The sequence below is a fragment of the Bradyrhizobium sp. USDA 10063 genome (assembly GCF_054063735.1).
On record NZ_JBSSGP010000002.1, the window covers coordinates 4,309,365 to 4,335,944 of the forward strand.

Below are 26,580 nucleotides of genomic sequence, written 5' to 3' on the forward strand. Positions count from 1 at the left end.
CATTATCCTCGAGAGAGCAACGCAACGGTGGCCCGCGAATGACCCATCAGTTTGCTCGCCAGGCGTCGAACGCGTGTGCGATGAATATTCCTATACTCAACGCGATCAGAATGGCGACTGAAACACCGATCATCGGCTTCGTCTCTTGCTGCGTGATGGCTCGGGATGCTCTAGCAGTGGCACCCCCAAGCAACGCTGCTAGCTCGGCATCGAATTCAGCAGCGCCGCGATTCCAAACCCGAGACAGATCAGCACCACGCGTCCATGAAGCGACTGCGCAGAGTTGACGCGGCGCCCATGTGGATATTCGTCGCCGTAGGTCGGTCCTACAACATAGAGGAGCGCCACAAGAAACACCAAAAGTGCCAACCCCACTGTAGCGATCATGATATTCTCATTCAGATCCCGTAACACTCTTCACAGACCGTTTAAGAGGACGCCAACACGCCGTCTTGTCAGGAAAGCCCTTACATGTCAGCGAGCCGGGGTTGGAGGCTTGCGTTCAATTCCCTTGTAACGCATCAACTTTCCTCCCAATCAGATCGACTGCACCTGCAACGGCACCACAGAGCTCTGTAAACGCAGCTTTCTTGGTCTCATCGAGACCTTTCCCTGCGTGATCCATCCCTATGCGGTCGTCACGGCGGCCACCTCCATCTATCGACGCTATTTTGCCTGACCTGTAGTGATCTTCTTTGCTGAAAGATGACTACTCCATCTTGCCCGTTACAACGATTCTTTCGTGGCCTCTGACAGGCTTTTCCTGACATTCCCAAGGTCGCTACCTCTTTATTATGACTAGAGCCAACATCGAACGGAACGGTCGAAATGGAATAAGGATATGCCGACGATCTGGCAGCCGAACTTAGCTATTCTCTATCGGAGCAAAATAACCTCGTGTTGGACCATCTTCAGCAAAGGACTTTGCTAGATTCGGCTGACCGACGTGCCGGAATCAAGACTTCCTTGTCTGTTGGATACTTTGCGCTTCGGCTCATGTTCTGCCTTCCACGCGAATGCTGCGCATCTCTCTGCACCGAAACCATTCAGGGCTTTCTGAGGCAAGTTCGGCCCAGCGACAGATTGTCACGAAATCTGATCGGCGCATTGATCGCACCAGGTAAGAGCACGTGAAAAAGCTCGCCGATCTCGCACTTACATTTGTGTTCGCCTCGTGCAGTGCGGCATTCGTTGCCTATTCCGTGGCGCACATCGCCCATTACGAGTTGGGAATACCGAGCGCCGCACTTAGGAGCCAGGCTTTGACGTCGGCGATCCTTATTCTAGGGTTGGTGGCCATTGAACTGCTTGTGACTAGGAAACAGTAGCACCGTTCGACATACATCGAATCATCTCAGCTGATTGACCGACGTGGCACTTGCGGTCACGACCGCAAACAATCTAAAGACCCAAGTGGACGCTACCGACAGTGACCGGTCGCTTCGTCCTGACGTTAAGCTGGGGGACATGAAAAATGGTTAGGGGCAAAAGGAACGAGAGTCGACCTACTGCGAGCCCTGTGCTGAAAGGACGCTGCATCGTTACGAACGGGTAGGTGTAAACGGCCATCTGACGTCGAAAGCAATCTGCCTGATCTGCAATAACGACTCTCGAGCCGAGGCCATTCGGCAGAAGTTGAACAGTTCGTCCTGCTAGGATCGTTGCGTTCAACAAGTCCACACGGACCCCTCCTCTGCCTGCTCAAAACGACACCTGAGCCACGTGGATCGCATTCGCATGAAAGTCGGTCCGCAGATTAACATGCGTTACTCAGTTGGGCGCAATAAGCCAGCCGCGTCTAACGCCGAAGCGGACGATATCCGCGCGGCTGCGGAGCCCCTTCTTTTCAGACGCACGCGCCTTGTAGGTCTCAACGCTTTTGATGCTTACCCCCAGGCGCCCGGCGATCTGCTTGTTGCTCAGTCCCTGAGCCACGAGCCTCAGTACGTCCTCTTCGCGCCGGCTGAGTTCGCCACCATCATTGCCGGTTACAGAGAGCGAATGAAGCACGGCCATAGATGCTTTTTCGGCTATTGCAGGATCAAGATAAGTCTCGCCCTTCCTTACGGTTCGAATTGCGCGTAGCAATTCGTCCCCAGCCGATCGCTTCAAAAGATAGCCCCTCGCTCCCGCTTCAAAGACGGGATGAACGTACGCACGATCTTCATGAACTGTGAGCACAACAATTTTCACTTCCGGACAGTCCTTGCTCACCCTGCGCGCAAGTTCCATACCGCTCATGTCTGGCAACGAAAGATCGATGACGGCGATATCAGGGGAACATTCGCAGATGACCTTCAGGCCTGCTGCAGCGGTATTCGCTTCGCCGACAAGTTCGACCTCGGGCGCCGCCTGCAAGAGCGCTCTGATCCCGGCGATCACAACAGGATGATCATCAACAAGGCTGATGCGAATGGGAGTCATCTGTTTCACCGTCTGGCTCCTCCAACGGTATGTTCACAAAGATCGTGCTCCCTTTCCCTGGAGCAGATTCCACAGCGATAGTGCCGGCTAGAAGCGCCACCCGTTCTCTCATACCAGAGAGACCCAGACCTGAAATCTCGCCTCCATCCAGGCGCCCTTGGTCGTCTGGATCAAAACCGACTCCGTCGTCCTCAAGGACGAGCACGAATACCCCCAACTTCCGCTCGAGTATGATACTGACCTTGTTCGCGTGCGCGTGCTTGAGAACATTGGTCAATCCTTCCTGAACGATCCGGTATAGGACCACTGCAACGTCGAGCGGCAATTGATTGTCTCGTCCGAACGTCTGCATATCGACATCAATGTCATAGCGCTCCTGCCATTCCGCGACGTAGGCTCCAATAGCCCTGAAAAGTCCCAGATCGTCGATGGCAGTCGGTCGCAGGTCCGAAGCAGAACGATGAATGTCACGACCGATCTGGGCGGCAAGCTCTTTAAGCCAACGCACTTGTTCGGCTATTACGTTTAAATCTATTCCTGAGGCCAATCCTTGTTCAAGCGCTTTCAGTCCAAGCGATAGACCAGTTGCGGTCTGGCCCACCTGATCGTGCAGTTCACGGGAGATCCGACGCTGTTCCTCTTCCTGGGCTGACGCCAGACGCCGAAGCAAATGGGATCTCTCCGTTTCTGCGCGCTTGAGGATGTCGATATCGGCCAATACCCCATGAATTATGCGACGGTGATTGGGTTGGCCCTCGGCTCTTCCCGCAGCCCGTAACCAATACTCGCCGCGATCCTGCGTTTGGACGAGAAACTCAACACTGCTTGATTTGCCGCTTTCAAGGCAGGTAGTGGCGAATGACGACAGGGCGGACCTATAGGATGACTCTACGAGTGCAAGAACTTCCTCTGCAGACCACTTCATTACACCGGACGCGCCGCCGGGCAGCCCAAGCAGCATACAAAAGCGTTTACAACCGTTGAATTCATTTGCAACCAGATCCCAGCGCCACGTACCGAGCTCGGCGGCATCAATGGCCAACGCGCCGCGCTTTTCACTATCCAGCAGCGCGGCAGCCGACCGTAGAGCCTCCAGATGGCGTCGCTGGGCGATTTCCCGTGCGATCACCAATCCAAGTGCAAGTGCCAATGCCAAGCTCGCCGTCGTTCCTCCGATCAACAGGCGTAGGGAGCGCGATACGGGCGCGTTAAGCTCCGATACGGGTACTCCCACATGCACCGACCACCCGTCAGCGCCAGCCAACGCACGATGGACGGTTTCAACGTCAAGGCCTTCACTCGTTTTGGTTCGCAACGAATTGGGTCTGCCGCGAGCAATCGCCTCCTGTACGGTAGGCGTCTTGGCATCTCCGCTCGCCAGTTCCTTGTCTGGAGTGCGGGCTACAATTCTTTCCTTTGCGTCAACGACCGTCCCCGCCCACCCGGCGGGTAATCCAGCTTCCCCCAAGATCGTGCTGATCTGATCAGGCAGGAGGCCGACAGTCAGCACGTAGCGAAGCTCGCCATCTCGAATAACCGGGACACGCAATGCCACCAGCCTCTTGCCAATTGCAGGCTGGTAAGCGCCGAGTCCTCCCAGGACAGGTTTGCGGGCGCGGAGGACAGCATTGAAGCTGTCCATATCGGTTACTGGGCCGAGAGATTCCCCAAGCGGCCGCAACACGTTAAGGACCTGCTCCAGATCCGGCTTCGTTAGCGATGCTGTTTCCCACAAGGGACGGTCAGCGACGAGCCGCGTCGCCTCTTGGTAAAAGTCATTTAGGTTACCACGGTCAAGCGCAGTCGAATTCGCAAGCGTCTTGGCAACCAGCATCTCTCTGGATATCTCTCCTTCAATCCGGTGCGCCACTTGCGTGAGAGCTTCTGTAGCCGCCTGACGTGCGTAGCTGCGCTCCTGGTCAGCCGTAATATACGCCATCCATCCCCCGAGCAGCAGGACCGGGATGGCCGCACTCAGGGCAAGCGCGATGAACAGCCAAACAGCCTGCGTGCTACCGACTTTAGCAAACCTCTCGACAACATTCATACGTCCGCGTGCATCCTCTCTCGCATTAGATTCAACAACGATGAGCACTCTTCTGCAAGCTTTCTGCCTGGCTCAGTCCAGGGTCTGTCAAGGATCATATGCGCAGCTACGCTGTCAGGAAAATCCTGACGTTGGAACGGCGGTCTCGTCGACAGGAACTGCAGCCAACGCAATGAGAGGGGTCGAGAGGTTTCCTGTTCTGTCCGATCGCAAGCGCCAAACTAGAGCTTCACAATGTGAGGTTGATTCGATTCGCTGCTTAAGACAGTGTTCATAAAATGGGACTGAGGTCGCGCTACAGATTCGAACTCCGTCCAAACATCTAAATCGGGCCCCTTTTGTCGCATTTAACGTCATTTCCGAAGCATCGCCTCTTCTGGCGCTTGATCATCTCAGCCATCGTTCTGGGTTTGCACACGGCCCTCGCATCCGCATCGGATGTCGGACGGACGACCGGCCTTCCGCTACCGCGCTTCGTTTCTGTAAAGGCCACACCTGCGAACGTGCGCCAGGGACCCGGCATCAACTATCCCCTTAAATGGACATTCGTCGGCCAACAGGTTCCGGTCGAGATAACTGCGGAGTTCGAACATTGGCGGCGAATCCGCGATTGGGAGGGGCAAGAGGGATGGATGTTGGGCCCGTTGCTTTCCGGCAGAAGGAGGGCGCTGGTCGCTCCATGGCATGGAGCCAAGCCGGTCTCGCTGCGCGCCAACGCGGCGGCAGACACCCCGATTGTCGCAATCGTGCAGCAAAACGTGCTGGTTCACATCAAGCGGTGCGACGGACGCTGGTGCCGCGTGCAAGTCAGGGGAAGGCGGGGATACATCCGTCAAACCAGATTGTGGGGCGCATACCCAGGCGAAAAATTCTAGTCCCCTCCACCATCGCACGGCCTTTATCGCAGCAGGGACTTTGACGGCCAGATGATTCATATCCGCCTTGCGCAAATTTCGCTCGTCATGGGCGCAGTGCTGTTCGGCTCTCACGCGATCGGTGCGCCGCGTTCTCAAACGGACCAAACGGCCGCTCCAACAACCTCTGACGCGATCGGCCGGTTCCTTTCGTCGCCGGCGCCGACATCCGACGCGGACGTCCACGCGATCAAGGATGCAATAGGTTTGGCTCGTCGAGGCAAAGTGACCGCGGCGACGGGTCGACGCGACCAGATTCACGACGCCATAGGCAGGAGGCTCGTAGAGTGGGTGATGCTGCGCTCCGGTGATATCGGCGACGAGGCGATGAGTTCGGCCCGCTACGCCGCGTTCGTGCGCGCCCACCCGTCCTGGCCGAGCCTCAATGTATTGCGGCGACGTGCAGAGCTCCGGCTTTGGATCGAGCGAAGCGATCCCGGCGTCGTGCTCGCATTCTTCGCCGGACAGAAGCCGCTCAGCACGCATGGCAAGCTCGCAATGGCGGGCGCGCACCTGGCCCGTGGCAATCGAGGCGCAGCACGAAAATGCGCCCGCTCCGCCTGGCGCGAGGGCAATTTCTCGGCTCGGCTCGAAGCGCAGGTGCTCGCGGCATTTGGACCGCTCCTGACAACGACCGATCACGAGGCGCGCATGCGTTCTCGGCTCTATGCAAATGATCTCGATGGCGCGATGCGCGCGGCAAGTCACCTCGGAGCGGCCGAGATGGCCATCGTGAAGGCGCGTGCCGCCGTCAACCACAACGCAGCCAATGCGCATGCGCTGCTCAACGCCGTGCCGATGGCCGCCCGCGCCAATCCTGCCTATGTGTTCGCTCGTATTCAATGGCTTCGTCGCGGCGACCATGTTGGCGAGGCCGCTCGACTGATGTTGTCGGCGCCTCGCCATCCCGGCGCTATCCGCAATCCCGATGCGTGGTGGATCGAGCGCCGCATCCTGGTGCGCAAGCTGCTTGACGCCGGCCAGGTCCGCCTCGCCTACCGGATCGCCAGCGAGGCCGTTTCCCCGTCGAAGGAATCCTTGCGCGTCGACCAACTGTTCACCGCAGGATGGATTGCACTGCGGTTTCTCAACGACCCGCATACGGCAGCGCAACACTTCGCTCGCCTGCCGCAGATCACGACGCATCCGACCTCGCTTGCGCGCGCCGGTTACTGGCTTGGAAGAGCGGCCGAAGCGGTCGGCTGCAGTCGCGAGGCACGCCGCCGCTACGCGAGGGCGGCGCGACACTCTGCGGCCTATTACGGACAGCTTGCAAGCGCCCGTCTCGGTCACCGCAAGATCGCGGTACGCCGACCACCGGAATTGAAGCACATGCAGCGCCCGACCCTGCGCAACATCGATCTAGTCCGAGCCGTCGAGCTTCTTTACGCAACCGGCAACCGGGACCTAGTCATTCCATTCGTCGCCGACCTCGATCGCGTCGTCGACAACGGCATTCTGACGCTGATCGCTGAAACAACCGCGAGGCACGGCGATGCACGTGCCACACTGACGCTGGGAAGGGGCGCGCTGGTGCGCGGTTTTGCTTTTGATCCGTATGCCTTTCCCCGGTTCGGCCTGCCTAGATATGTTGCGGTCGGGCCGAAGGCCCCCCTAAGTCTTGTCTACGCCGTCGCACGGGCGGAAAGCGCCTTCGACGCGAAGGTGGTTTCGTCCGCCAACGCCCATGGATTGATGCAAGTGACGCCCGAGACAGGGCACACCATCGCTCGCCGGGTGGGTATCAAATTCGAGCCCAAGCGGCTTCTGAACGACCCCGCCTATAACGTGCAACTAGTGTTTTGTTGCTGACGCACGATTCACAAATCGGCGCGAAGCTGCGATTCTGCGCGGATGAGAAAGATCGAGCAGATTTCGATCGGCGCAGCCGATCGTGAACGATTGGAGCGGTTGGTTCGCGACCGCAACACGGCGCAGAAGGTGGTCTGGAGAGCGCGGATCGTGCTGCTGGCGAGCGATGGACTGACGGCGGAGGCGATTGCTGCGGCGGTTGGCAAGAGCCTGCTGACCGTCCGCCGTTGGCGCCATCGCTTTGTGGCGAAAGGCGTGGACGGGCTGCTGAAGGACGCGACCCGACCGTCGCGCGTCAAGCCGCTGCCGCCCGAAAAGATCAAGCAGGTGGTGCACATGACGCTGCACGCGAAACCGCCGAACGCGACCCATTGGAGCGTGCGCAGCATGGCGCAGGCGGCAGGTATCTCCTACAGCAGCGTCCAGCGGATTTGGCATGCGCACGGGCTCAAGCCGCATCTCGTCGACACTTTCAAAGTCTCCCGCGACAAAAACTTTGCCACCAAGGTGGAGGACGTGGTCGGGCTGTACCTCAATCCCCCCGACAAGGCACTGGTGCTCTGTGTCGATGAAAAGAGCCAAATCCAGGCTCTCGACCGAACCCAGCCCGGCCTGCCAATGAAAAAGGGCCGCGCCGGCACCATGACCCACGACTACAAGCGCAATGGTACCACGACCCTGTTCGCAGCTCTCAACATGCTGGACGGCAAGGTGATCGGGACCTGCATGCCGCGCCACCGGCATCGAGAGTTCCTGCGCTTTCTCAAGCTGATCGATCACCGGACGCCGCCCGGTCTCGACCTCCACCTGATCGTCGACAACTATGCCACCCATAAGACGTCCGCCGTGAAGCGCTGGCTCAAGGCGCATCCGCGCTTCCATCTCCACTTCACGCCGACCTCGGCGTCCTGGCTCAACATGGTTGAGCGCTTCTTTGCCGAGATCACCCGAAAACGCATTCGCCGCGGCGCCTTCAAAAGCCTCGCTGAGCTCAAGAACGCCATCATGCAATACCTGGACAACCACAATGCCGCCCCCAAGCCCTTCGTCTGGACCAAGTCTGCAGGCGAAATCCTTGAAAAAGTGGCCCGGGCGAAACAAACGTTAGAGTCACAACACTAGGTTCGGCGGAGATCGCGGATCTCGTCAACACATACGATGGCAACCATGTCCTCGCTTTTGTCGGCTATAATGCCGGGCGCGGGCGAGTCAGGGAGTGGATCGCGCGCTATGGCGATCCGCGCGATCCGAATGTGGACGCGGTCGACTGGGTCGAGCGCATCCCATTTGCGGAGACACGAACCTACGTACAACGAGTGATGGAGAACCTCCAAGTGTATCGGTCCCGTTTCGACGAGTCGGCGCGCCTGATCATCGAAGCCGATATGCATCGGCGTCAGGGATAGCCTCGATACCCACTGCGTCCCGAACGCAATGAATGTTTTCTAAGTGATTGATTTTTCTTGCTGTGGCGTGCGCTTCCGTCACGTTTTGTTCACGCTCGTTTCACCCAATTCGTTGCGTCGTTCCTGTCGGACTATCCGGTGTGGTCCGCTACATCGCGAAACCGCGTATCGCGAAAGCTCTGTTTTCTTATCGGCGAGCGGCCTTATCGAGGATCCAAGGTAATCGCTGGGAAAGCTGTCCGGGCGCGCCGCACAGAGCTGCCCATCCTTCTTCCATTCGTTTGGCTGGGCAGTGGGGGTTGCTCGCGCTAAATCCTGCCATCTCGCCAATCCGCACCGTATTTAGCCAATCGACACTCTCGAACACGGCGTTGCGTGCCTCGGCGTACATTGGAGGATCACGTTTCAACACGATATCCGGAAAAGCCGATTTTTCGTGAGTGCTCCGGCGTTTGCGGCTGAGGCGTCTAGCCTCTGATGGCCCGTTTCTCCGCCTCGGTCAAACCGACCGTTTCCGTGTCGCTGAACGTCGAACAACCAAGAACCTGCATTGCCATCGGGATTATAGGAGTGCTGGCCTTGTATTCTGCGCCGCTGGTTGAACCCGCGCGACGAATTCACCGTCATGCTGCCGCCGATGAAGATCCGGATGTCACCGCCGCGCACGATGGTGGTCTCATCGGCGGTGAAGTGCTGACCGACGAAGTTCAGGTCGAGGATGTCGAGTCCGGCTTGAATGGAACCGGGCTTGGGCGCGAAGAAAGCCGGATCGAACAGGATGCTGCCGTCGCGAGCGTCGATGCGCATCGGGTCGGTATCTTCAGCGCGATAGCGCCTTCTTGGGACCTCGTGGCGCATTCGCCAACTGCGCTTTAGGCGCTTCTCGGCTGCAAGCTAATCTCAAAGAAATGGGGTTGGGATCGGTGACATTGCTGCAGCAAAACCTCCAGCTTACGGGTCCTAACCGTAGGGTTCAGCAGGAAATACTGCGCAACGATATTTGTGCCGCCTCTTTAATCTGTCAACTTTGAGCGCCGTCCCTTCACCGTCCTAGACTAGTACAACGGGTTTTCCCTCGGCCGATGCATCATCTGTTCGCGCAGATCCGCCGCTGCAACGGGCTTTGCTATCGCAAGACGAAACGTACCGGACCCGTTTTGGGCCCCCGACGAACAAGGAGACGGATTGGCGTCTGCGAGCGCTGGAGCAGGCACAACAGTGGACTCCAGGCGCACGGGCTCAGCAGATTCGGGCGCAGGCTGGGCGCATGCCGGCAGCGCATCATGCCGCAGCGATGATCTTGAGACGATCCAGGTGTGGATAAAGCGCCTTCAGGCTTTCCGGCATCAGCACCGCGTTTGCGACACGACGTTGCCGAGACGCTGGAGGTTCTCGATGAGCAGCACTCGATCGATAAGGTCGCGGGTTTGTCGGTCATGCGGCTTCTTCTTCAGTTGAATCCAAGCCGTGGTTGATGGTGACAGGATTACTACTCGCAACGAAAAGGGGCCTCGAGGCCCCTTTCGCAGATTCCTGGACCGCTATGCGTCAATGGAGGCATTTCCGCACAAATTCGATCCGCCCGATCGGATCGAGCTTTTGCGCATTAGCCTGCTTTCGGCAATCCTCTAACTTATCGACGCGCTGTTCTATCCTCTGGACCAAACCAAGGTCCTCCGTCGGGGGTCCGTCGGCGGCGGTCCGCATCGCCCCCTCGAGCTTCGTGATGTCCTCAGGCGACAGCTGCGGCCGGTCGAGCTTGATCGTCAGCTTGTTGAGCTTGGCCGTCAGCGGGAACGGAGGCTTGTAGTCCGCATCGTTCACGCCGGTGAGCGTGTCGGAACCGATGTCAAAGCTCTCGTCCCATTGGAGGATCATGGGCAGGGTTTTTTCCATCGTCTTGGTGGCGACCACCTTGCCGTCTACCTTCAGCGTGCCGGTGCCGGGTCGACCCACGCCGGAGAAATTGTTGAACGCGAGCGTGCCCGGGCCCAGTCCGTCGTACTTGAAATCGAACTCGACGGTGTGTCTGCCGGGTGTGAGCGCATCCGGGCCTTCCCACTTGATGCGCTCGAGATCGACCAGATTCCACAGGAATGCGGGCTTGCCCTTCAGCAGGTAGAGGCCGAAGCCCGCGAAACGTCCACCCGAGGTCAGGATCATGCCTTCCGCACCACCCTCGGGGACCGTGATGTCCGCCGTGATGGTATACGAACTATTGAGCAGGAACGGCGAATCGCCCTGCGGCAACCCGACCATCGGCCGAGCATAGACGAACTCCGTGCGCCCTGCCGTGATGTTCGGTCGCGGCGCAACGATGCGCGCTGCCACGGACGCGTCGAGCGGGAGGACCTGGTACTTCCTCGCCTCCGCCAGGAACTTCTCCCGCATTTCCTTGACCTTATCCGGGTGCTTCGTCGCGACGTCATCGTCCTGGGTGAAGTTGGTGTTCAGGTTGTAGAGCTGGAAGACTTGGTTGTTCAGCGGGTCGGGATTGGCCGCTCCGAAGGCCTCCCACGGTGCGCGATTGACCTTGGTGCTCAGGAACCAGCCGTCGTCATACAGGGCCCACTGGCCCATCATCTCGAAATACTGGGTCTTGTGGCGCGACGGTGCCTTGGCATTCTGCCCTTCGAAGGTGTAGGCAAAGCTCGTGCCTTCGATCGGCTTCTGCTTGATTCCGTCGACGATATCGGGCGCGCGAATGCCGGCAGCCTCAAGTATGGTTGGCACGACGTCGATCACATGCACAAACTGTTCACGCAAGCCGCCCTTGTCCTTGATGCGCGCCGGCCAGGACACCACCATGTTCTGGTTGATGCCGCCGAGCCTTGATGCGTTCTGCTTGAACCAGTCGAACGGCGCGTCGAAAGCCCACGACCATCCCGCCGACATGTGGTTGTAGGTTTGCTCCGTTCCCCAGACGTCGTACCACTTCATCTGCACGTCGACCGGCACTTGGACGCCATTGAAAAACGCGACCTCGTTCGGCGTGCCGAGTGGCCCGCCCTCGGCGCTCGTGCCGTTGTCGCCGTTGATATAGATGATGAGCGTGTTGTCGAGCTTGCCGAGGTCCTCGAAGGCCTGGATCACACGCCCGATCTCGTGGTCGTTGTAAGCCGCATACGCGGCGAAGACCTCGACCTGGCGGATGTAGAGCTTCTTTTCCTCCGCGGTGAGCTTGTCCCACGGCTTCAGGACGTCATCGGGCCAGGGCGTGAGCTTCGCATCCTTGGGAATCACGCCAAGCCGCTTCTGGTTCTCGAAGATGCGCTCGCGCAGCTTGTTGTAGCCGTCGTCAAAGAGGTGCATCGCGCCAATCTTGTCCACCCACTCCTTGGTCGGGTGGTGCGGCGCGTGCGTGGCGCCAGGAGCGTACTTGATGAAGATCGGCCTGCTCGGGTCGGTCTGGTGCATCCGCGTCATCCAGTCGATGGCTTCGTCGGCCATCCCGGTGATCAGGTTCCAGCCCGGTTTGCCTTGGAAGGGATATATCTGCGTGGTGTTGCGGAACAGGTTTGGCTGCCACTGGTTGGCGTCACCGCCGACGAAGCCGTAGAAATACTCGAAGCCCATGCCGGTCGGCCATTGGTCGAAGGGCCCGACCTGGCTGGCTGTGAACGCCGGGGTGTGTGTGGTCCTTGCCGAACCACGACGTCGAGTAACCATTGTCCAGCAGGATGCGACCGATGGTTGCCTTGTCACGATCGATGATGCTGTTGTAGCCGGGAAAGCCGGTCGACTGCTCCGAGATCACGCCGAACCCGGCCGAGTGGTGGTTGCGTCCGGTGATCAGCGCAGCGCGTGTCGGCGAGCACAGCGCCGTGGAGAACATCCGGTTGTAGCGCAGGCCCTCGTTGGCGATCCGGTCCATGGTTGGTGTAGGGATCACTCCGCCGAAGGTGCTCGGCACGCCGAAGCCGGCGTCGTCGGTGATGATGAGCAGCACGTTCGGCGCGTCTTTCGGCGGCACGACGCGGGGCGCCCACCATGGCTTCGACTGCAGCGCGTCATCCTTGATCACGCCGCCGAACTTCGGATCGGGCGGCGGAAGTTGCTCTCCGTCGATTGTGGTCGTGGCGCTGGGCGAACCCGGCGTGCCGGTGGTCTGTTGCGCGTAAGCAGTGCCCACCGTCCATGCCAGAAGCGCGCAGCCGACGAGCAACTTACGTGGAGCGACGCGTACCATCTGCCTCGCCAAGTTCATCATGACTGGTCTCCGACAAATGCACGGACGTCAACAATTGGAACCCGAAAGGCGCGTGTCAACTTGAATTGCCACTGCGCACTGCGACGCTATGGCACAGGCGCCTCCAGGCGTTTTGGCTGGAAGACGCCTCCACGCTGGCCGACCGAAGTCCCTCTCCGCGGTCCCGCAAGACTCTCCGCAGACCCTGATGTGTCTTCGCCAGCGCCGACAGACCCATCCACGTCACGCCAGTGCCGCCAGTGATGCTCGCAAGCGCGCGGGCGGCCCAGGCGCGCCGGCCGCACGGGGCAAGATGACGAACCTTTCTGATTTGGCGGCCAAGATCGTCGCAGAATCGCGTCGTGCCAGCGCTGCGGACTGCGCCGGACCAATTGCGCGAGGAGTGGAGCGCCTTCGTGGCCAGATCAGGGATGCGCGCCTTAGAACTTCAAGTAGGGCGGATGGTCAGAGGGGCGCACTACTCCTCGCCGGTTCGGTTATTAGCCGCGAGCTGACAAGGTGCCACCTCTCCATCCAGCCAGGCCTGTTCTCGAGCCGACGCATTCCAGGCCTGTGCTATCCGATGAAAACGCCTCTGAGCCGGAAGGCTGGTTGCCTCATCCGACAACAGTTTGCAATTCTCAGCGTTAATGCGGAATCGCTCCGATTTATTCATACAGACGCCGCCAAAGGCAGATGAAATTCGTACACTGCTCGTAACTCCTTCGAGCACCGAACATCAGAGACGTCCTCAGCAGAACCGATCGCGTCAAGGCAGAGCCGAAAAAACGCACTCAGCACAACCGAATCCCAGCAAAGCGAGAATGACAACAGGGCAAGTAAGCCGCGCTATTGCAGAACGCAGAAGACGCGGAGCGTTGCCGTCACTATCCGGCATCCCGAGATAGAAGACACCTAACGCTACAAGAATCAGTCCCAGTCCGATAGCCATATTCATCATCCTGAACGAACTACGACTGTTGTCATCACTCGCTGTCGAGATCGCCGCTACTGGCGCCGATCTTCCGAACGATTTGCGTGCAGGTACCACCTCCCGGAGACCAATACCCTCAAGGGCTTTATTTTCCTGTTGAGAGGTTGTCGGTACCTCCTTGAGGACCGCCAACCTTCGCAAAGGTAACTGCCTCAACAGGGTTTTGGGAGAGAGTATCAACGGGACCTTCACGAATCCCGGCGCGCTATCGTACGGAATACGGACGCCATTTAATCTCCTATATCTCCACGACAATGCACGACGCATTTGGCTTGAGATTGGCATCGGATTGAAATCCGCCGCGCGCGAAAAGGGTAGAGCGACAATGTGAGCAGAAAATCTTTGAAGTGTCAGACGGCCCTCGAGGTTCACGTCATACAGCGTGGCGTCGTGGTTGGCGACGATGGACCCGCAGGCAGCGCCTCACGCAACGCCATCGCACAAATCATAGTCTCGCGCACAAAAGCGTAGCCTGGCGCCCAAGGAAGAATCATACGCGACCAGCGACACAACGAACCATGCTTGTCCTTAGTATAGTGGCATGAGTGCTTGGCACGGTAGCGGAGGAGCGAGTCGCCCCCCAAGCAGAACAGATTGTCCGTTTTGTTCTCCCGAATATCCTATTCTACGACGAGCACGTAATCGACCTGTACCATCGGATCTGCGCGTTCCTCATGCAAAAGTTCTGTTGGGAAATCTGTTTTGACCTTGGCATCGAACATGCGGCCAGGATCATGACCGCACATAATTCCCCACGGCTATGACTTTGAAGGGATGTTTGTTCGGCTGGCTAGCGACGCCGGTCTGCCGATCTACCAGCGATTGTAGCAGGCCCCCAAAGTCGAAAGGTGAGGACTAAACGCCCCCTCCGGAGTGGCGGCGAGGCCGATATCTATCAGGTCATGTTGCTGGCATTGGCCGAGACTGGGCCGAAGCCGTCCATCTCTTACGAGGAGTTGCGAACCGTCCTCGCTGCTCTGCTGACCGAGATGATGCCACAAAAGCAATTAGGCAATTATAGCGAGGAAGTCTGGATCGGAGGCCGCAATCGATTTGGGACGACGACAAGCGCGAAGTTAATCTCAGCGATCCGTACTTGCGTTCTACGTGCGCTGGCAGGTCCGGTCGCGCCGCAAGCGCGAAATTCCACTGCTCTGTTCTGCTCTGGATCGAAAATTAGCGCGCCTCCTCCGCCCGCACACACTTGTGGGCAGGGTCGCTATAGCCTTCCATGCGTATGAACCACGCTTCACCTCTGCACAGTCTCGCGGTGCCTAGTACTTGAATTCCGGCATCGACTTGAGCTGATCCTTCGTGACGTTGAGAACGACGCGGTCGGGATACCATTCGCGCTTGGTCTCGGAGGTCATACCTTCGGTTGTTTTTCCTGCCTTGTTCGCAAACTTAAGGCTGTTCATGGCGACCAGCACGTAGTGGGTGCCGATACCCAAAAACCCGCCGACCTCGACGACGGCACCCTTCACGCGGCCATCGGAGGTGATGAAAATGTCCGAAATCTCCCCGATCTTGTCGTTTGCTTCGTTGTAAACGTTCACGCCCTTCATCTTGTCCGCACTCCAATCTCCAGCGGCGGCGATTGGCGCGGCGGCTTCCGACTGCGTGTGCGCCGGAGTTTGGGCGAATGCCGCCGTCGAGATCATCAGAAGGGCCGCACTGGCGGCGAGTTTTTTCAAGGTAGCCTCCGTATTGTTGGAGACTAGCAAACAGCGGCGCTTGGTATTCGTTCCTGTGGACTGCGGTCCTTCCTTCCATACCCACGACGCGCAGTGGCTCGCCGTCGTTCCGTGACCCCAACGCCTGAATAGTTTGCATCAGGATTCCCGCTGCAATGGCTTGATGCCCTAGCGCCGCAAACCCAACTCTCGCCTCCGCTACTGGTTAACCGGGCGGCCGGCGGACGTGAACGCAGGAGGACTTCAAAACGGTCCTGGTCTACTGCGGCGGCGGGCCACCCGATCGGGATCCTGGCCCCCGCTGCTGGCACTTCGCCGAAGCGCCGCTCGATAGACGTCGGCGTGGGGCTTTACCTGACTTCTCCCTACCCACGTACGCCCTGTAGCTTGATCGCGTTCCGACCCTCAAGGGATCGATCATTTGCCAACGGGATTTTGCGCGCCCGTAGGTCATGCCTTGGGGTCGCAAATGGCGGAAGTTCATCCCAAAGTAGTAGCAGTGGTTTCCCGGATATCTGGCTAATCCAGCTCAGCGTAAAAGGTATCCGGAGAATGCTCGCGTGCGTATAGGAGCTGCGGCAGTGGGAATTTCCAGGAACCGACGATTGCAGGTGGAACAATATTCATCGGATCTGCTCGAAAAGCTTGTCGAGTTGGAGTGGTTGAAAGAGCAGGTTCGGCAAGCAGAAACGTTGGATGCTGAGCAGCTCTTGGCCCAATTCAAAGCTTACCGGCTACAGCGAACGACCAAGGCCCGACAGCGCCGATGGCTAGCATCCTGACCAAGGACGTGCGGCTGCTGCACTCTGGTCTTGGTGTTCGCCGCTCCTCGTCCGGGTGCACCCATTGTAGGGCGTGATCCTCCGCGTCTCGGTCAACTTGATCATGTGGACCGGCGGCGCCTAACGGCCCTTCCCGGCACGACCGGCATTTGAGCGAAGCCTCGAGCTTCCACAGCGGCGCGTCCTGCGGCCGGCGGATGGAGTCGAGGGGAAGGCTCGCGCGGGTCTTGCAGCGATTGCATTCGACTTCAAGCCAGCCTAGCCCGCCGTTGATGCATCGGCCGATCGTCCGAGACGGCTGAGCGGGGCCGCCGTCGCCCTCCATGCGTATAGACCAAGCTTCCGCCTCTGCACGGTCGGCTTCACGAGCGCCCTCTCGGCAGCCTTCCGGGCACCCGGAGCGCGAATCTCCGCGCCCATGATCCGGCCGCCCCAAATTACCTCGCGCGATTTCGTTCCCATAGCCGAGCGATTACAGCGCCGGCGGCACCGTTTCGCAATCCGCTAGGTCTGGACGCGCCGCGCCGGCCGGTTACCAGTGCTCGGTCAAGTAGGAACGAAATCGATCGGCGATCGTCGAACCCTTGCTTCCGGCCTAACCCTCACAGCCCAGGCCGGTGGAAAACCTGTGCCCAATCAGGTTGGCGGCCCCGGCGGTTCTGGGGCCGTTTTCCGGAACGGACTAGAACGCCGCGCGTTGGGTGATTCTGAGAAAGACAGACACCTTCGGCCCTGACATCTTCCCGCCGCCGGGGCCGTTTCTTTTCGGTCAACCCTTCCAGAAAAGCTTGTCCCTGATGTAGCGCGAGGTCGGCGTTAGTCGGACGCCGCGTGGCTTGTGCCAGATCGCTCGACTGATTTCCCTTTTGTCGCCGATCGTCAGTCTTCCCTTTGCGCTTTTGGCTACAAAGATTGCATCGCTCATCTTGCGGCCTGAACGCTTGTTCTTGGCTTTCACTTCCCTCCAGAGCCGCAATCGGCCGAGTTTCAACTTCGGCAGCTCCTCCTTGATCTCGCGCCGAAGGCAAGCGAGATCAGTCTCGCGCGGTCGTTTGCGTCCGCCAGGGAACATCCACCGCCCGTCGGACCGTCGTCGCACCAAAAGGACCTTGCCCCGCTTGACGACGACGAGCTTGGCCGACTTCGCCATTCCCAATGAACCTCATGAAAAGAATGAACTAACCAGGAGGAATTATAGACGAACCGGTATTTCGGGTGAACGCCCCCCGAGTGATGGCTGCTTGCTGTGTTGCGCCGCCGGCTCACCTCCGGTTGGACGTCCGGGACCAACGGCAGAGCGCAATGCAGGCTGGAGCCGCAAGTTTGACGACTCGATCACACTGCCGGATGGTCGACGCTTGGTCGTTCTCCGCGACGCGGCGAACTACATCACCAGCCTACCGAAGACGGAAGCCGACGTCCCCGAAAGGCAGGCGGCGATGGAGGCGCTTATCTTGGTGGTCGAATTGAACGGCCCCACTATGTTCGCGCGCATCGGCGTCGCGATGTCACGGACAAACCGCACGGCCTCCTCCCACGCGGCTTCCGACCCCGGCAACTTCATGCCTTCCGGATCGTGGAATGGTTGGTCGCGCCAATATGGAAGTGAGAGATGCTCATTTCGCGCCAACGCCAGCAATCTACGCTCGTTCCAATGCGGCTCTATTGCTGGTATAGGTAGACGTCGTTAAATCCCCCGATCTTCACGAGCTTCTCGATGTCCCGCATCTTCACCGTGTTTTTGTGAATATCGAGCACGCCCTCCGCGCGAAAGGTCTGGAGCACCCGGTTGACATGAACCGCGCTTAGCCCCAGCGCCTCAGCCAGCTTCGATTGGGTGATCGGAAACTCGAACTCGTCATCTGCCGCAATTCCAATTGCAGTCAAGCGCTGGCGGAGTTCGGCAATGAGATGGGCCATGCGTCCCGCGGCCGTTCTCGTGCCCAGACTTGCGATCCACTCCCTGAAGACAGCCGCGTCCACGAGGGTTTCGCGCCAAAGTGCCTCCACAATCGACGGCCGTGTTTCGAGCAACTGATGGATGGACCGATGCTCGATAAAGCCGATACGGGCGCGCGAAAGCGTCACCAGGTCATGATCCCTCCGATCCAGGAAAAGACCCTGCAAGTCCGGCATATCCCCTGCGGGGTGGAACGAGAGGATCTGCCGCTTGCCGTTCTCCGCGACCTTGGCGCGATAAGCAAAACCACTCATGATCACGCAACAGCGCGTCGCACGTTCGCCGTCGCCAACGACAACCGTCTCCTCCTCGAATTCCTTGACGTGAGCAGACAGGGAGCGGAGTGCTGCTGCGTCATCGTCGCTCAATTTGGAATGGACCCGCAGCTTTCGGATCATCATTTCGCTAGGCATTTTGCTCAACCTTTGGGATACGCTTGCCCGCCGCCTTGGGGCCACAGAGCCTGCGACTTGCCGGCACGGCCGGCGAGTTATTCTCCGATCGAATGTTGCTCAGGTCTCGGTACCCCGACCGTGTCCGATCACCGTCGACCACTTGCGGCTTTTCGCGCCTAGTTGAATTGTCTCCTTCTCCTCTCACAGGTAGCGAAATTCAATCGTTTGGGTCTATCGCGGAAGCTGCGATGGCTTGCTCTACTTCCTTAACCAAAGCTCGGTGGTGTTCAGCAAGCTTGGCAAATAGTGCTTTCTTGGTCGTGTTGGTCGCGAGCCTGCTAATTAACTCGCACTCCTCGGCCTCATTACGAAGCTTCTCCAGCTGTGCCTGCATGTCTTTCATTCGTCATCCCTTGGGTGCCGCGGGAGGATTAGGCAACACGGAATCCGACGGCAGTAATTTTGGATAATTTCGAACCGGTGCGAAAACCGGCGCTTTACGAGGCTAGAGCGTTTCACGTTTTGATGGAAGCATATCCTGCGTTGGCGAAGTAGTTGCTGCATTCGGTCGGCTGGATCGAGGTGACGAGGTCGCCGATGTGTCGCCAAATGTCTTCGAGGGTGCGCTTCTGCGCGATGCGCATCCAGTGCTTGATCTTGGCGAAGGTCTGTTCGATCGGATTGAGGTCGGGTGAGTAAGGCGGCAGATACCAGAGTCTGGCGCCGGCGCCTTTGATGATGCGGCGCAGAGCAGCCGACTTGTGGCTGCCGAGATTATCCATGATCACGATGTCGCCCGGCTTAAGAACTGGAACAAGCTGCTGTTCGACATAAGCTCGGAAGCATTCGCCGTTGATCGGCCCGTCGAAGACGCAGGGAGCGACGAGGCTGTCGGAGCGCAAGGCGCCGAGAAAGGTCAACGTCCGCCAATGGCCGTGGGGTGCAAAACCTCGCACCCGTTCGCCCTTCGGTCCCCACCCGCGCAAGGGGGCCATATTGGTCTTGATCCAGGTCTCATCGATGAAGACCAGGCGCTGAGGATCGAGGCCCGCCTGCCACGATTGCCACGGCGGCGCCGGCGCGCGACGTCCGAGCGGGCCTGCTCAAGGGCGAACAGCGTTTTTTTTGAACCGCAGGCCTTCGCGCCGCAGGAACGTCCAGACCGCATTGTGCGAGACCTCGACCCCACGGGCCGCAAGTTCATTCAGCCTGTGCAGCGTCAGATGCGGTGTTTGGCTGATCCGCTCCTTGATGAAGGCGCGATGCGGTTCCAGCACCGGCTTGCGGTATCCACCTATCTTGCCGGGCGCCACTGAACCAGTCGCACGATAGCGCTGTGACCACTTCACCACCGAGGACACCACCACGCCAAATCGCGTCGCAACCACCCGGCAGCTCTCGCCCCCACTCACAGCTGCAACGACACGTTCACGCAGATCATTGGAAAGAGGTCGGCTCATCAGATGCTGGCCCCCAGACCCAGCCAACATCTTGAATCACAAACCGGCCCGCAGGGGAATCCCTACCGATTCAGCCTAACCATGAAGCGCTCTAGGCATTCATCCGGCTGCACGAATTTCGCCGCTGAAGCATTAGCGAAGCAGAAAATCGCAGAAATCGTAGCCTGGCGTGGAAAATCGCGAGGTGGCGGAGAGAGTGTCAGTCAATGCCCCTTGATGTGATGTTAGGCTTATTTTTTCGCCGACGGGCGGCAACCGGCGGTCCGAGCTACTAGTCTAGCACGTGTTGAAAAACTCAAATCAATGTCGCTAAATAATAGGCAAACCGGCTCCCTCTCGACTGGTGGCTAGTTCTAATGCAAACTTCCCCCTTAACCGGGGCGACCGAGCGCTACCATCAAGCGCAGGAAATCGTAGAAAATCGTAGTTTGGCGTGCAAAATCGTAGCACGTGGTAGCGAGGGAGGGACTCGAACGGTCCCCCACCCAATTCGAGCCTTTGTTTTCAAAGACTTACCGGGCGGCCTAACGGTTGCAACGTTTGTTCACGGTCACGCGCGCATCAACGATTTGAGCTTGAATTTTAGTACGGAACTCTTCTCGGAAGCGTCTAATCATCAGAGCGGAATATTGGGCGACGTCATCGTCCGAATAGTTGCCCTGCAATCGTCGTTTTGTCTCGAAACCTGCCCTAACCCTCCTTTCCTCTGAATCGCATTTTCCGAATACCGCGTCGACTAGCTCCGCTGGCGGACTGCAAGTTTCTAATCCGTACCTGAAGCCCTGCAATTCGTAACAGTGCATCATCGCGTTGACATCTTCCTGCAATTGCTGCGCAAGCACACTAGATGGGTCAAATAGAGAGAGCGCGAATACTATCGCCAGTATCTTTTTCATTACTTCCAAGTACCTCTCGGCGCTCGGCCTATTTCAAGGCTTTTAGAGAACAGCGTGGCGAACGGCTTTGCTGCTGAGGCGAACTAATCACCGTCAGCTCGCTTGAGGACGTCCCGCTTAAAACGTTACTCGGGACATTAGGCCCATGCCTGCGACAGGAAAGCCCCTTTTGTAGATCGCTTGATAAAGCGCATCCAGCGTCGATATGATGGCTTGGAGCGATAGTTCCACATCGTCACCGGATATCGGCTGAGCATCTTTCGGGTGCGTAAGCTTATTGCGCAACGTTATAGCCCCGCGCAGTTGCCCCCACCAAGGAGCTTGGGTGTCCAACTGCTTTCCTGAAAACCTTCGGTGTAAAAAAGCCAGCCGGTCTTCGAGCCTCGACATTCGAAGGCCACCAAGAACGAACTCGCCGTTTTCTAGCTTCACGTCGCGTTCGAGGAGAAATCCGGTTTCGTGTTGAGACAACTCCGGGCGTCCTGCGAACTCATCTGCTATGGCATTTACGTGCGCTTCTAGTGAACAAAAGCCCAGCATGAGAGCGGCATGCAGGTAAGCTAAGTGGGCGACGGGATCAGAGGCCGCCTCCTGCGCCTTCTCTAGAAAACGCTTCGCTTCTTCCAACAGTGAAGTTGCGAAATCGTCTATGTCAGCCACCACTTGATCCTTTTGCTTCGGCCTTCTCAACTTCTAGCATTGCCTGCTTCGCGTGAAATTTCGCAATGGCGACTTCGATGTTTTTCTTTGTTATCCCGTCGCCCTTCTCTGCCTGTAAGAAGAAGAGTTCGGTAAGCCTCCCGCGTTCCTTCGCATCGGTTCGATACCCAAGACCCCGATAGTTGGCGGGATCGGTTTTGTGTCTTCCGTTCGCCAGAGCGGTTGCGTTCAGCGGATCATGCGATGTCGCATGAACGAGACCATAGTGCCTTTTCAAACGCGTTTCGTTCCCATGCAAGACTCCCGCGATGTAGGCCCAGGAAGCAATGATTGCCGGATTTAAGGCTTTCTCCGGGAAGTCCGGGCGAGGCTTACTGCCTTTCTTCGCCTTAGCGAAGGCCTCGCGCTGCGCTACGATCAGCGCCGCGAACGACTCTCCCGCTCGCTTCAGCCCTATCTGCTGCCATATCGAAGGATTCGTTTTCCTTAAGGCTTCCCATTCATCGTCTCGTGAGCCCGTGACGCAAAGATCGGGCGTCGTTTCTGCCTTGTCGAATTTCTTAGAATCGACCTTCGTCCCCTCGAAATAGTTCATGATAAAAGTACGCGCTTGCTGAACGGAAATAACACCGCCACGCATTCGACGGTCAGCAAAATCATGACCTTCTGGCAGTAGACCTACCGATTGACACCAGTTGCGCAACTCTGGCCCCATGACCGTCTCGTGCATCCGATCAAATAGATCGCCCGAGATTGCAATGTTTGTATTCGAAATAAGTTGAACGTCTAGTCGCGCATCCATATTCAAATCAAAATACACTTTCACACCGTGAAGTTCGTCCACGCCGTCATCCAACGCCATTTTAATCGCCTGAAACCGATGTTGACCCCCGATAATCTTCATCGGGTGATCTTGGTCGAAATCCTTCGTATATTCCGCTACGATGTTGCTGAAGCTTCTCTTTAGCTTTGCATCCTCTATCATGCGCTCGTAAGCGGGAGCGTTTTCGACAATTTCCCGATTTGCTCGGTAATCCGGCTCGTCGGGATCGAGCGGCACATCGGTAGTCCCGAGACTCACGAGTTTTGACCCCCTAACGTGGCATTCGCAAAACAACGCCCCGGTACGATTATCAGTCATTAGCAGTATCTCGCTTTCCTCGGGCTCGAAAAGCTTGAGGAACTCAGAGTAAGAGACATTGCTCACGCCATCTTTATTCAAGGGGATGCTCCGCGCGGGTCGGTACAAGAGGTCGCTTAAGCCTAAATACGATCATAGTGGCTACTAGTTCAAGCTTAGATTGTGCGAGGTTTTATCTAACTCTTCGCCTGCACCGGCAAAGAACGCGCATGCGGTTCTTGTCTGTCAGACTCTAAGGCTGACAGGCGAGCAGCCCGCCTGCTCTACGTGCGAGATTTGCCACGTCGAGAGATTTCACCGCGTAGAAACTCAGCGGCCTTCGTGACCGCGCCGATTAAATCGGATTCGCTTTCGTTCCAAACTTCGACGCCGCCTATGGAATCTCCGACGCGAGACAAGCCACACTGCGCAACACCGGCCCCAGCGGGCGGCCGTTCGAACACCGAAGTAACTTTCAACGGCTTCTGGCCGTCCGTGACCGTATGCTTGAAGGCATGTGCCACACGGTCGACCGTGCCGAAGTCGGGGCATTCGTCTCTGAATTGCTTCCGCAGATTTCCCGGTGGGCGCTTGATGTAATCGATGCAGTGGTAGGTTGCGACGCACGCCAGGAAGGCGTGTCGCCGCGACGTTGGGTGCGCGTGAAAATCGGCAATGGTGGGGTCGACGATTTCTCTCATGTAGGCTTCGGCATCGGCAGTAATGCTTGCCATCGCGTCGACCTCTCCGCTTGACCGAATCAACGCACGATGGGAACAATCTTCGGTTTAGTCAAGATAGGACTGGCCATGCTCGTATCTGTCGTTCCTGTCCCTCGATAGGCGCAATTGTGAATCATGACCGAAAATTTCCCCATTGACACTGGCAGAATGATCCGCGCGATTGACACGCCCGATGATATCGGCGCAGTGGTCCGCTTGCACTTCGAGATTGATCGCGCGTTAGAGCACATCGTGAACGCAATGGTGCCAGCGCCCCAACATCTCCAACACCGCTTTACGGGTCAGCGCATTAAATTTCTTCAAGCTCTCGGGCTACCGTACGTTCGGATTGAACCAGCGATAGTAATAAACACCATTCGAAACGACTTCGCGCATAGAGAAAAAGAGGCACTGACGGCAAGCGACGTGGCGATTCTGGAAGAGCCGGTTAGTAGGTTGTTAGCTCCTCAACAGATATCGCCTCATCTCACAATTCAGCACGAGAAGAAGGACGGAAGCCGACGCGAATGGGTTTACGGAACGATGTCGCCCAAGGAAAAGTTCTGCATGCTTGGGATTTTCGCGGTGTCGGGCATCGCGACGATAGAGAGTCACTTTAGGAAAGTCTCGTTCGTCTGAGCCTCAACTAGACTAAAACTTCGAGCATCATGAGCCCAGAGTGACACCCCATCTCCACAACGCGATCTCCGTCCTTCTCACGCACGCCGATGCCGCTGCCGCCAGCGCCCTTGCCAGTGACGACGCGCAGCCTTCCACCCGCGATGTCGCCACCCTCTTGAGAGCGGTTGGTCTGGTGTCGCGAAACGATGAATCCTTGAATTCGTCGCTGATGCTATTGGATCATTTGATTGACGGTTCGTTTGAGAAAGCTTGCCAGGACTATCCAGAACGAATCCGCGAACACCTAGAGACGGTTCGTCGATCGATACCGACAGCGCAGAGGTGTGCAGCGCTTGCCAGTGTCTAGCCGGCTGGCAACCGTGTGCCACTGCCATTCAATGATGGCAGGCGTGGACGATTCAATACCTATTCCCGGTTGAACGGTCTTATGCTCCCTCCGCAGCAGGCGGCTGATCGCCTTGCCTCTTCTATCTGAAGAAGCCTCGCTTCGGTGGCGGTTCGGGTGGCTCTCTCTTCAGGGTCCTACTTCGCGAGAAATACATGTCTGCGGCGTCGATGATGAGCTTGCCGTTATTCTTTACGTCCCAATGCCACTCTATTCCGTGAAACGGCACTGGTTTAACTGTAAGGCTCAGCGTGCACGATGAATACGTATTCGCGGCTACCTGCGCCCAGGCCTCCTCGTACAGTTCGGGATCGAGATAGAACCAGCCCATGATTGCCGCATCGATTCCCGGATAGTCTATTCCGCCCGGCCGCGCCTCGTTGAACACGAACATACCGATGCCTTCGGTGAATGGCTTACCGTCCCCCATCTTTGGCTCGCCGGAATGAAGGCTCATATGCGCCGTCAGATGTTCCAGCTTTTCGTTGCTGTTTACGAGCACGACATGTTTCGCTGCCATCACATGCGCGGACAATCCCAAGTTACGGCCGTTGTAACGGCGCGCGTGCTCACCTCGTAGCGATTGCGTCCACTCGTACGGTTCCAGTTTTACGAATATCGACTGTTTCATAATTGTCAGTGCTTTCCGCCCTCGATCACTGCGCGCTTAATCTGAGAAGGGCAGTCCCGCAACCATTCGAAATATTCTGGTAGACTTAAAGCCTGTTCGGTCGAAGGATCGCCCGGCAGTTCGCCCGCAATCATCAGAACCAACGAGTCATCCGGCTTGCGGTACACACGGTCTTGCAAATCGAACTCTTCGCCCGTGCTAGGAATCCAGTCGAAGTAATGACGTGTTGCGATTAGCTGCATTGTACCTCTCCTATTCGTCAGACGCGCGGGCGAGCTTCCGCGCAGGCGCTAGTTCTATTATGCGCGTCAGGTAAGCAGCGAGTCGACGTGCTTTTTCCGTCTCCGTCAAAACAAACTCTTCGATGCCAGTCACAGCTATTGCGTCGATTATCGTTTCCATTTCCGTATTTGTGCTTGCTTCCGCAAATAGGTCTTTCTTCGTTGCATCCTTGAGAGGTTTTCCGCTCAAGAGCGGGTAGTCCAACATAGACAACTTTCGTTTGGGCATCTCTCTTCCCCTCTTGGTCCGATCAGTCGCCATTAACCGACCTTCGCGCGAAATGCGCGCGCTAGCAACGCGGCTATTTGCTAACTTGACTGAACGCGAGTTAAAACGATAATACGCTCGAAAGTTGTAAGGCTTGTAAGGTGACACGCCTTACAAACTGAGCGCCGTTGCGACGCTCAGTCTTAGTCGCTCAGCCTCGCAGGCCACTCGGGTCCTGCCAGCCAGGATAGCGCGACTTCAACACCCGTAAACGATACAGTCCAAGGGCGCGCTCCAAGAACAACTCACCGCAGCACTTCATCAGTATGCGTACCACGCGAGCCGGAATGTCCTGCCTGCGAGACGCCGCCCATGTCAGATAGGGCAAGATGACATCCGGCAGTTCGTCTGTCAGGCGAAGCACGTCGATTGCATCTTTGCACTTTCGAAGCCGCGCGAGCGCATAGACCAAAACGTCAGGTGTGTCAGTCTCAATTGGTGCGCCCCGCGGTTTGCCGTGTATTCTGTCGACGACATTCATCATCGCGACCCCGACTGCCTGCCGAGCTGAACGACGTGCGCGCAAATGCGCGCAACACTGTCCGGCTTAACGTCGGTAACCTCGAACAGTTCGCCCGTGCGACAAAGCTTGATGCGATAGCCTTGCCTGAGGGGCCAGGGCAGCACGTTGTAGCCGAACTCGAAGACAGGCTTGCTGGTCGAAACCAGCGGCGAAAGCGTGATCCCGCCGCTAATCTTGCCCTCGGTGCTCGAAAGCGCGGTGTGTGCTTTCGACATAAAGACAGCAATCACAGTGACGGCCTTGTCAGGCTGCGGCGTACCTGGGAAGTTAGGCTTGCTGGGTTGAACCGGTGTCACTGTCACCGGCTCGCCCATCGTGTCGTCAATCGCGGCGCTCACGTCCTGCATGCCCAAGCGCCAATCGCTTGTGGATGGA

At 57.8% G+C, this 26,580-nt stretch carries 22 protein-coding genes and 3 pseudogenes; 7 read left to right on the forward strand and 18 right to left on the reverse strand.

All coding sequences use genetic code 11. The features are described 5' to 3' along the window. Positions 1 to 198: 198 nt before the first annotated feature. From ACVJGD_RS22440 to ACVJGD_RS22450, 3 genes are all read right to left on the reverse strand, one after another. Positions 199 to 387: a hypothetical protein gene (locus ACVJGD_RS22440; protein WP_456636358.1), complete on the reverse strand. Its 189-nt coding sequence runs from the start codon at positions 385 to 387 to the stop codon at positions 199 to 201. A 1,383-nt stretch (positions 388 to 1,770) separates the two neighbouring features. Then, positions 1,771 to 2,424, reverse strand: coding sequence for a response regulator (locus tag ACVJGD_RS22445; protein WP_456640336.1), 654 nt, complete (start codon positions 2,422 to 2,424; stop codon positions 1,771 to 1,773). Beyond that, positions 2,396 to 4,471, reverse strand: a complete 2,076-nt coding sequence (locus tag ACVJGD_RS22450; protein ID WP_456636359.1) for an ATP-binding protein — start codon at positions 4,469 to 4,471, stop codon at positions 2,396 to 2,398. The genes ACVJGD_RS22445 and ACVJGD_RS22450 overlap by 29 nt, the downstream gene beginning before the upstream one ends. 410 nt (positions 4,472 to 4,881) lie before the next feature. On the opposite strand from ACVJGD_RS22450, the gene ACVJGD_RS22455 reads away from it, so the two are divergent. From ACVJGD_RS22455 to ACVJGD_RS22475, 5 genes and pseudogenes are all read left to right on the forward strand, one after another. Then, positions 4,882 to 5,346: an SH3 domain-containing protein gene (locus ACVJGD_RS22455; RefSeq protein ID WP_456640337.1), complete on the forward strand. Its 465-nt coding sequence runs from the start codon at positions 4,882 to 4,884 to the stop codon at positions 5,344 to 5,346. Between the two features lie 333 nt (positions 5,347 to 5,679). Further along, complete coding sequence (locus ACVJGD_RS22460) at positions 5,680 to 7,197, forward strand: transglycosylase SLT domain-containing protein (protein ID WP_456636360.1); 1,518 nt, start codon at positions 5,680 to 5,682, stop codon at positions 7,195 to 7,197. Between the two features lie 42 nt (positions 7,198 to 7,239). Further along, a complete protein-coding gene (locus ACVJGD_RS22465; RefSeq protein ID WP_456636361.1) occupies positions 7,240 to 8,319 on the forward strand; it encodes an IS630 family transposase in 1,080 nt (359 codons plus the stop codon). Continuing rightward, a pseudogene (locus ACVJGD_RS22470) lies at positions 8,316 to 8,603 on the forward strand (transglycosylase SLT domain-containing protein); the annotation flags it as partial. The gene ACVJGD_RS22465 and the pseudogene ACVJGD_RS22470, both read left to right, overlap by 4 nt. A gap of 477 nt (positions 8,604 to 9,080) precedes the next feature. Then, positions 9,081 to 9,479 (forward strand): hypothetical protein, encoded by a 399-nt coding sequence (locus tag ACVJGD_RS22475; protein WP_456636362.1) that lies wholly within the window; start codon positions 9,081 to 9,083, stop codon positions 9,477 to 9,479. 672 nt (positions 9,480 to 10,151) lie between these two features. Here ACVJGD_RS22475 and ACVJGD_RS22480 read toward each other — a convergent pair. The 11 genes and pseudogenes from ACVJGD_RS22480 to ACVJGD_RS22530 form a co-directional block, all read right to left on the reverse strand. After that, a pseudogene (locus ACVJGD_RS22480) lies at positions 10,152 to 12,813 on the reverse strand (arylsulfatase). 2,247 nt (positions 12,814 to 15,060) lie between these two features. Next, positions 15,061 to 15,480 (reverse strand): PRC-barrel domain-containing protein, encoded by a 420-nt coding sequence (locus tag ACVJGD_RS22485; protein WP_456636363.1) that lies wholly within the window; start codon positions 15,478 to 15,480, stop codon positions 15,061 to 15,063. 1,551 nt (positions 15,481 to 17,031) lie between these two features. Then, complete coding sequence (locus tag ACVJGD_RS22490) at positions 17,032 to 17,412, reverse strand: NUDIX hydrolase (RefSeq protein ID WP_456636364.1); 381 nt, start codon at positions 17,410 to 17,412, stop codon at positions 17,032 to 17,034. 234 nt (positions 17,413 to 17,646) lie between these two features. After that, the gene (locus ACVJGD_RS22495) at positions 17,647 to 17,901 is read right to left on the reverse strand and encodes a DUF6894 family protein (RefSeq protein ID WP_456636365.1); all 255 of its coding nucleotides are present in this window, start codon (positions 17,899 to 17,901) and stop codon (positions 17,647 to 17,649) included. 23 nt (positions 17,902 to 17,924) lie between these two features. Beyond that, entirely contained in the window at positions 17,925 to 18,635 is a 711-nt protein-coding gene (locus ACVJGD_RS22500) for a Crp/Fnr family transcriptional regulator (RefSeq protein WP_456636366.1), read from the reverse strand. Positions 18,636 to 18,834: 199 nt separating this feature from the next. Beyond that, positions 18,835 to 19,020: a hypothetical protein gene (locus tag ACVJGD_RS22505; RefSeq protein WP_456636367.1), complete on the reverse strand. Its 186-nt coding sequence runs from the start codon at positions 19,018 to 19,020 to the stop codon at positions 18,835 to 18,837. A 112-nt stretch (positions 19,021 to 19,132) separates the two neighbouring features. Beyond that, positions 19,133 to 20,107: pseudogene (locus ACVJGD_RS22510) on the reverse strand (IS630 family transposase). Between the two features lie 494 nt (positions 20,108 to 20,601). Next, positions 20,602 to 20,973, reverse strand: a complete 372-nt coding sequence (locus ACVJGD_RS22515) for a hypothetical protein (protein ID WP_456636368.1) — start codon at positions 20,971 to 20,973, stop codon at positions 20,602 to 20,604. Between the two features lie 117 nt (positions 20,974 to 21,090). Further along, positions 21,091 to 21,633, reverse strand: coding sequence for a hypothetical protein (locus ACVJGD_RS22520; protein ID WP_456636369.1), 543 nt, complete (start codon positions 21,631 to 21,633; stop codon positions 21,091 to 21,093). Beyond that, the gene (locus tag ACVJGD_RS22525) at positions 21,626 to 22,855 is read right to left on the reverse strand and encodes a hypothetical protein (protein WP_456636370.1); all 1,230 of its coding nucleotides are present in this window, start codon (positions 22,853 to 22,855) and stop codon (positions 21,626 to 21,628) included. Before ACVJGD_RS22525 ends, ACVJGD_RS22520 begins: the two co-directional genes overlap by 8 nt. Positions 22,856 to 23,037: 182 nt before the next feature. Next, positions 23,038 to 23,487, reverse strand: a complete 450-nt coding sequence (locus tag ACVJGD_RS22530; RefSeq protein ID WP_456636371.1) for a hypothetical protein — start codon at positions 23,485 to 23,487, stop codon at positions 23,038 to 23,040. Between the two features lie 123 nt (positions 23,488 to 23,610). Between ACVJGD_RS22530 and ACVJGD_RS22535 the strand changes: the two genes are divergently transcribed. Together ACVJGD_RS22535 and ACVJGD_RS22540 are read left to right on the forward strand one after the other, a co-directional pair. Further along, a complete protein-coding gene (locus ACVJGD_RS22535) occupies positions 23,611 to 24,114 on the forward strand; it encodes a hypothetical protein (protein ID WP_456636372.1) in 504 nt (167 codons plus the stop codon). Between the two features lie 40 nt (positions 24,115 to 24,154). After that, positions 24,155 to 24,463 (forward strand): hypothetical protein, encoded by a 309-nt coding sequence (locus ACVJGD_RS22540; RefSeq protein ID WP_456636373.1) that lies wholly within the window; start codon positions 24,155 to 24,157, stop codon positions 24,461 to 24,463. Positions 24,464 to 24,584: 121 nt separating this feature from the next. On the opposite strand, the gene ACVJGD_RS22545 is transcribed toward ACVJGD_RS22540, so the two are convergent. The 4 genes from ACVJGD_RS22545 to ACVJGD_RS22560 form a co-directional block, all read right to left on the reverse strand. Then, on the reverse strand, positions 24,585 to 25,133 hold the full coding sequence (locus ACVJGD_RS22545; protein ID WP_456636374.1) for a hypothetical protein: 549 nt from the start codon (positions 25,131 to 25,133) through the stop codon (positions 24,585 to 24,587). A 5-nt stretch (positions 25,134 to 25,138) separates the two neighbouring features. Beyond that, complete coding sequence (locus ACVJGD_RS22550) at positions 25,139 to 25,375, reverse strand: hypothetical protein (RefSeq protein ID WP_456636375.1); 237 nt, start codon at positions 25,373 to 25,375, stop codon at positions 25,139 to 25,141. A 10-nt stretch (positions 25,376 to 25,385) separates the two neighbouring features. Beyond that, the gene (locus ACVJGD_RS22555) at positions 25,386 to 25,643 is read right to left on the reverse strand and encodes a hypothetical protein (protein WP_456636376.1); all 258 of its coding nucleotides are present in this window, start codon (positions 25,641 to 25,643) and stop codon (positions 25,386 to 25,388) included. Positions 25,644 to 26,162: 519 nt separating this feature from the next. Then, entirely contained in the window at positions 26,163 to 26,552 is a 390-nt protein-coding gene (locus ACVJGD_RS22560) for a hypothetical protein (RefSeq protein ID WP_456636377.1), read from the reverse strand. Positions 26,553 to 26,580 lie beyond the last annotated feature (28 nt).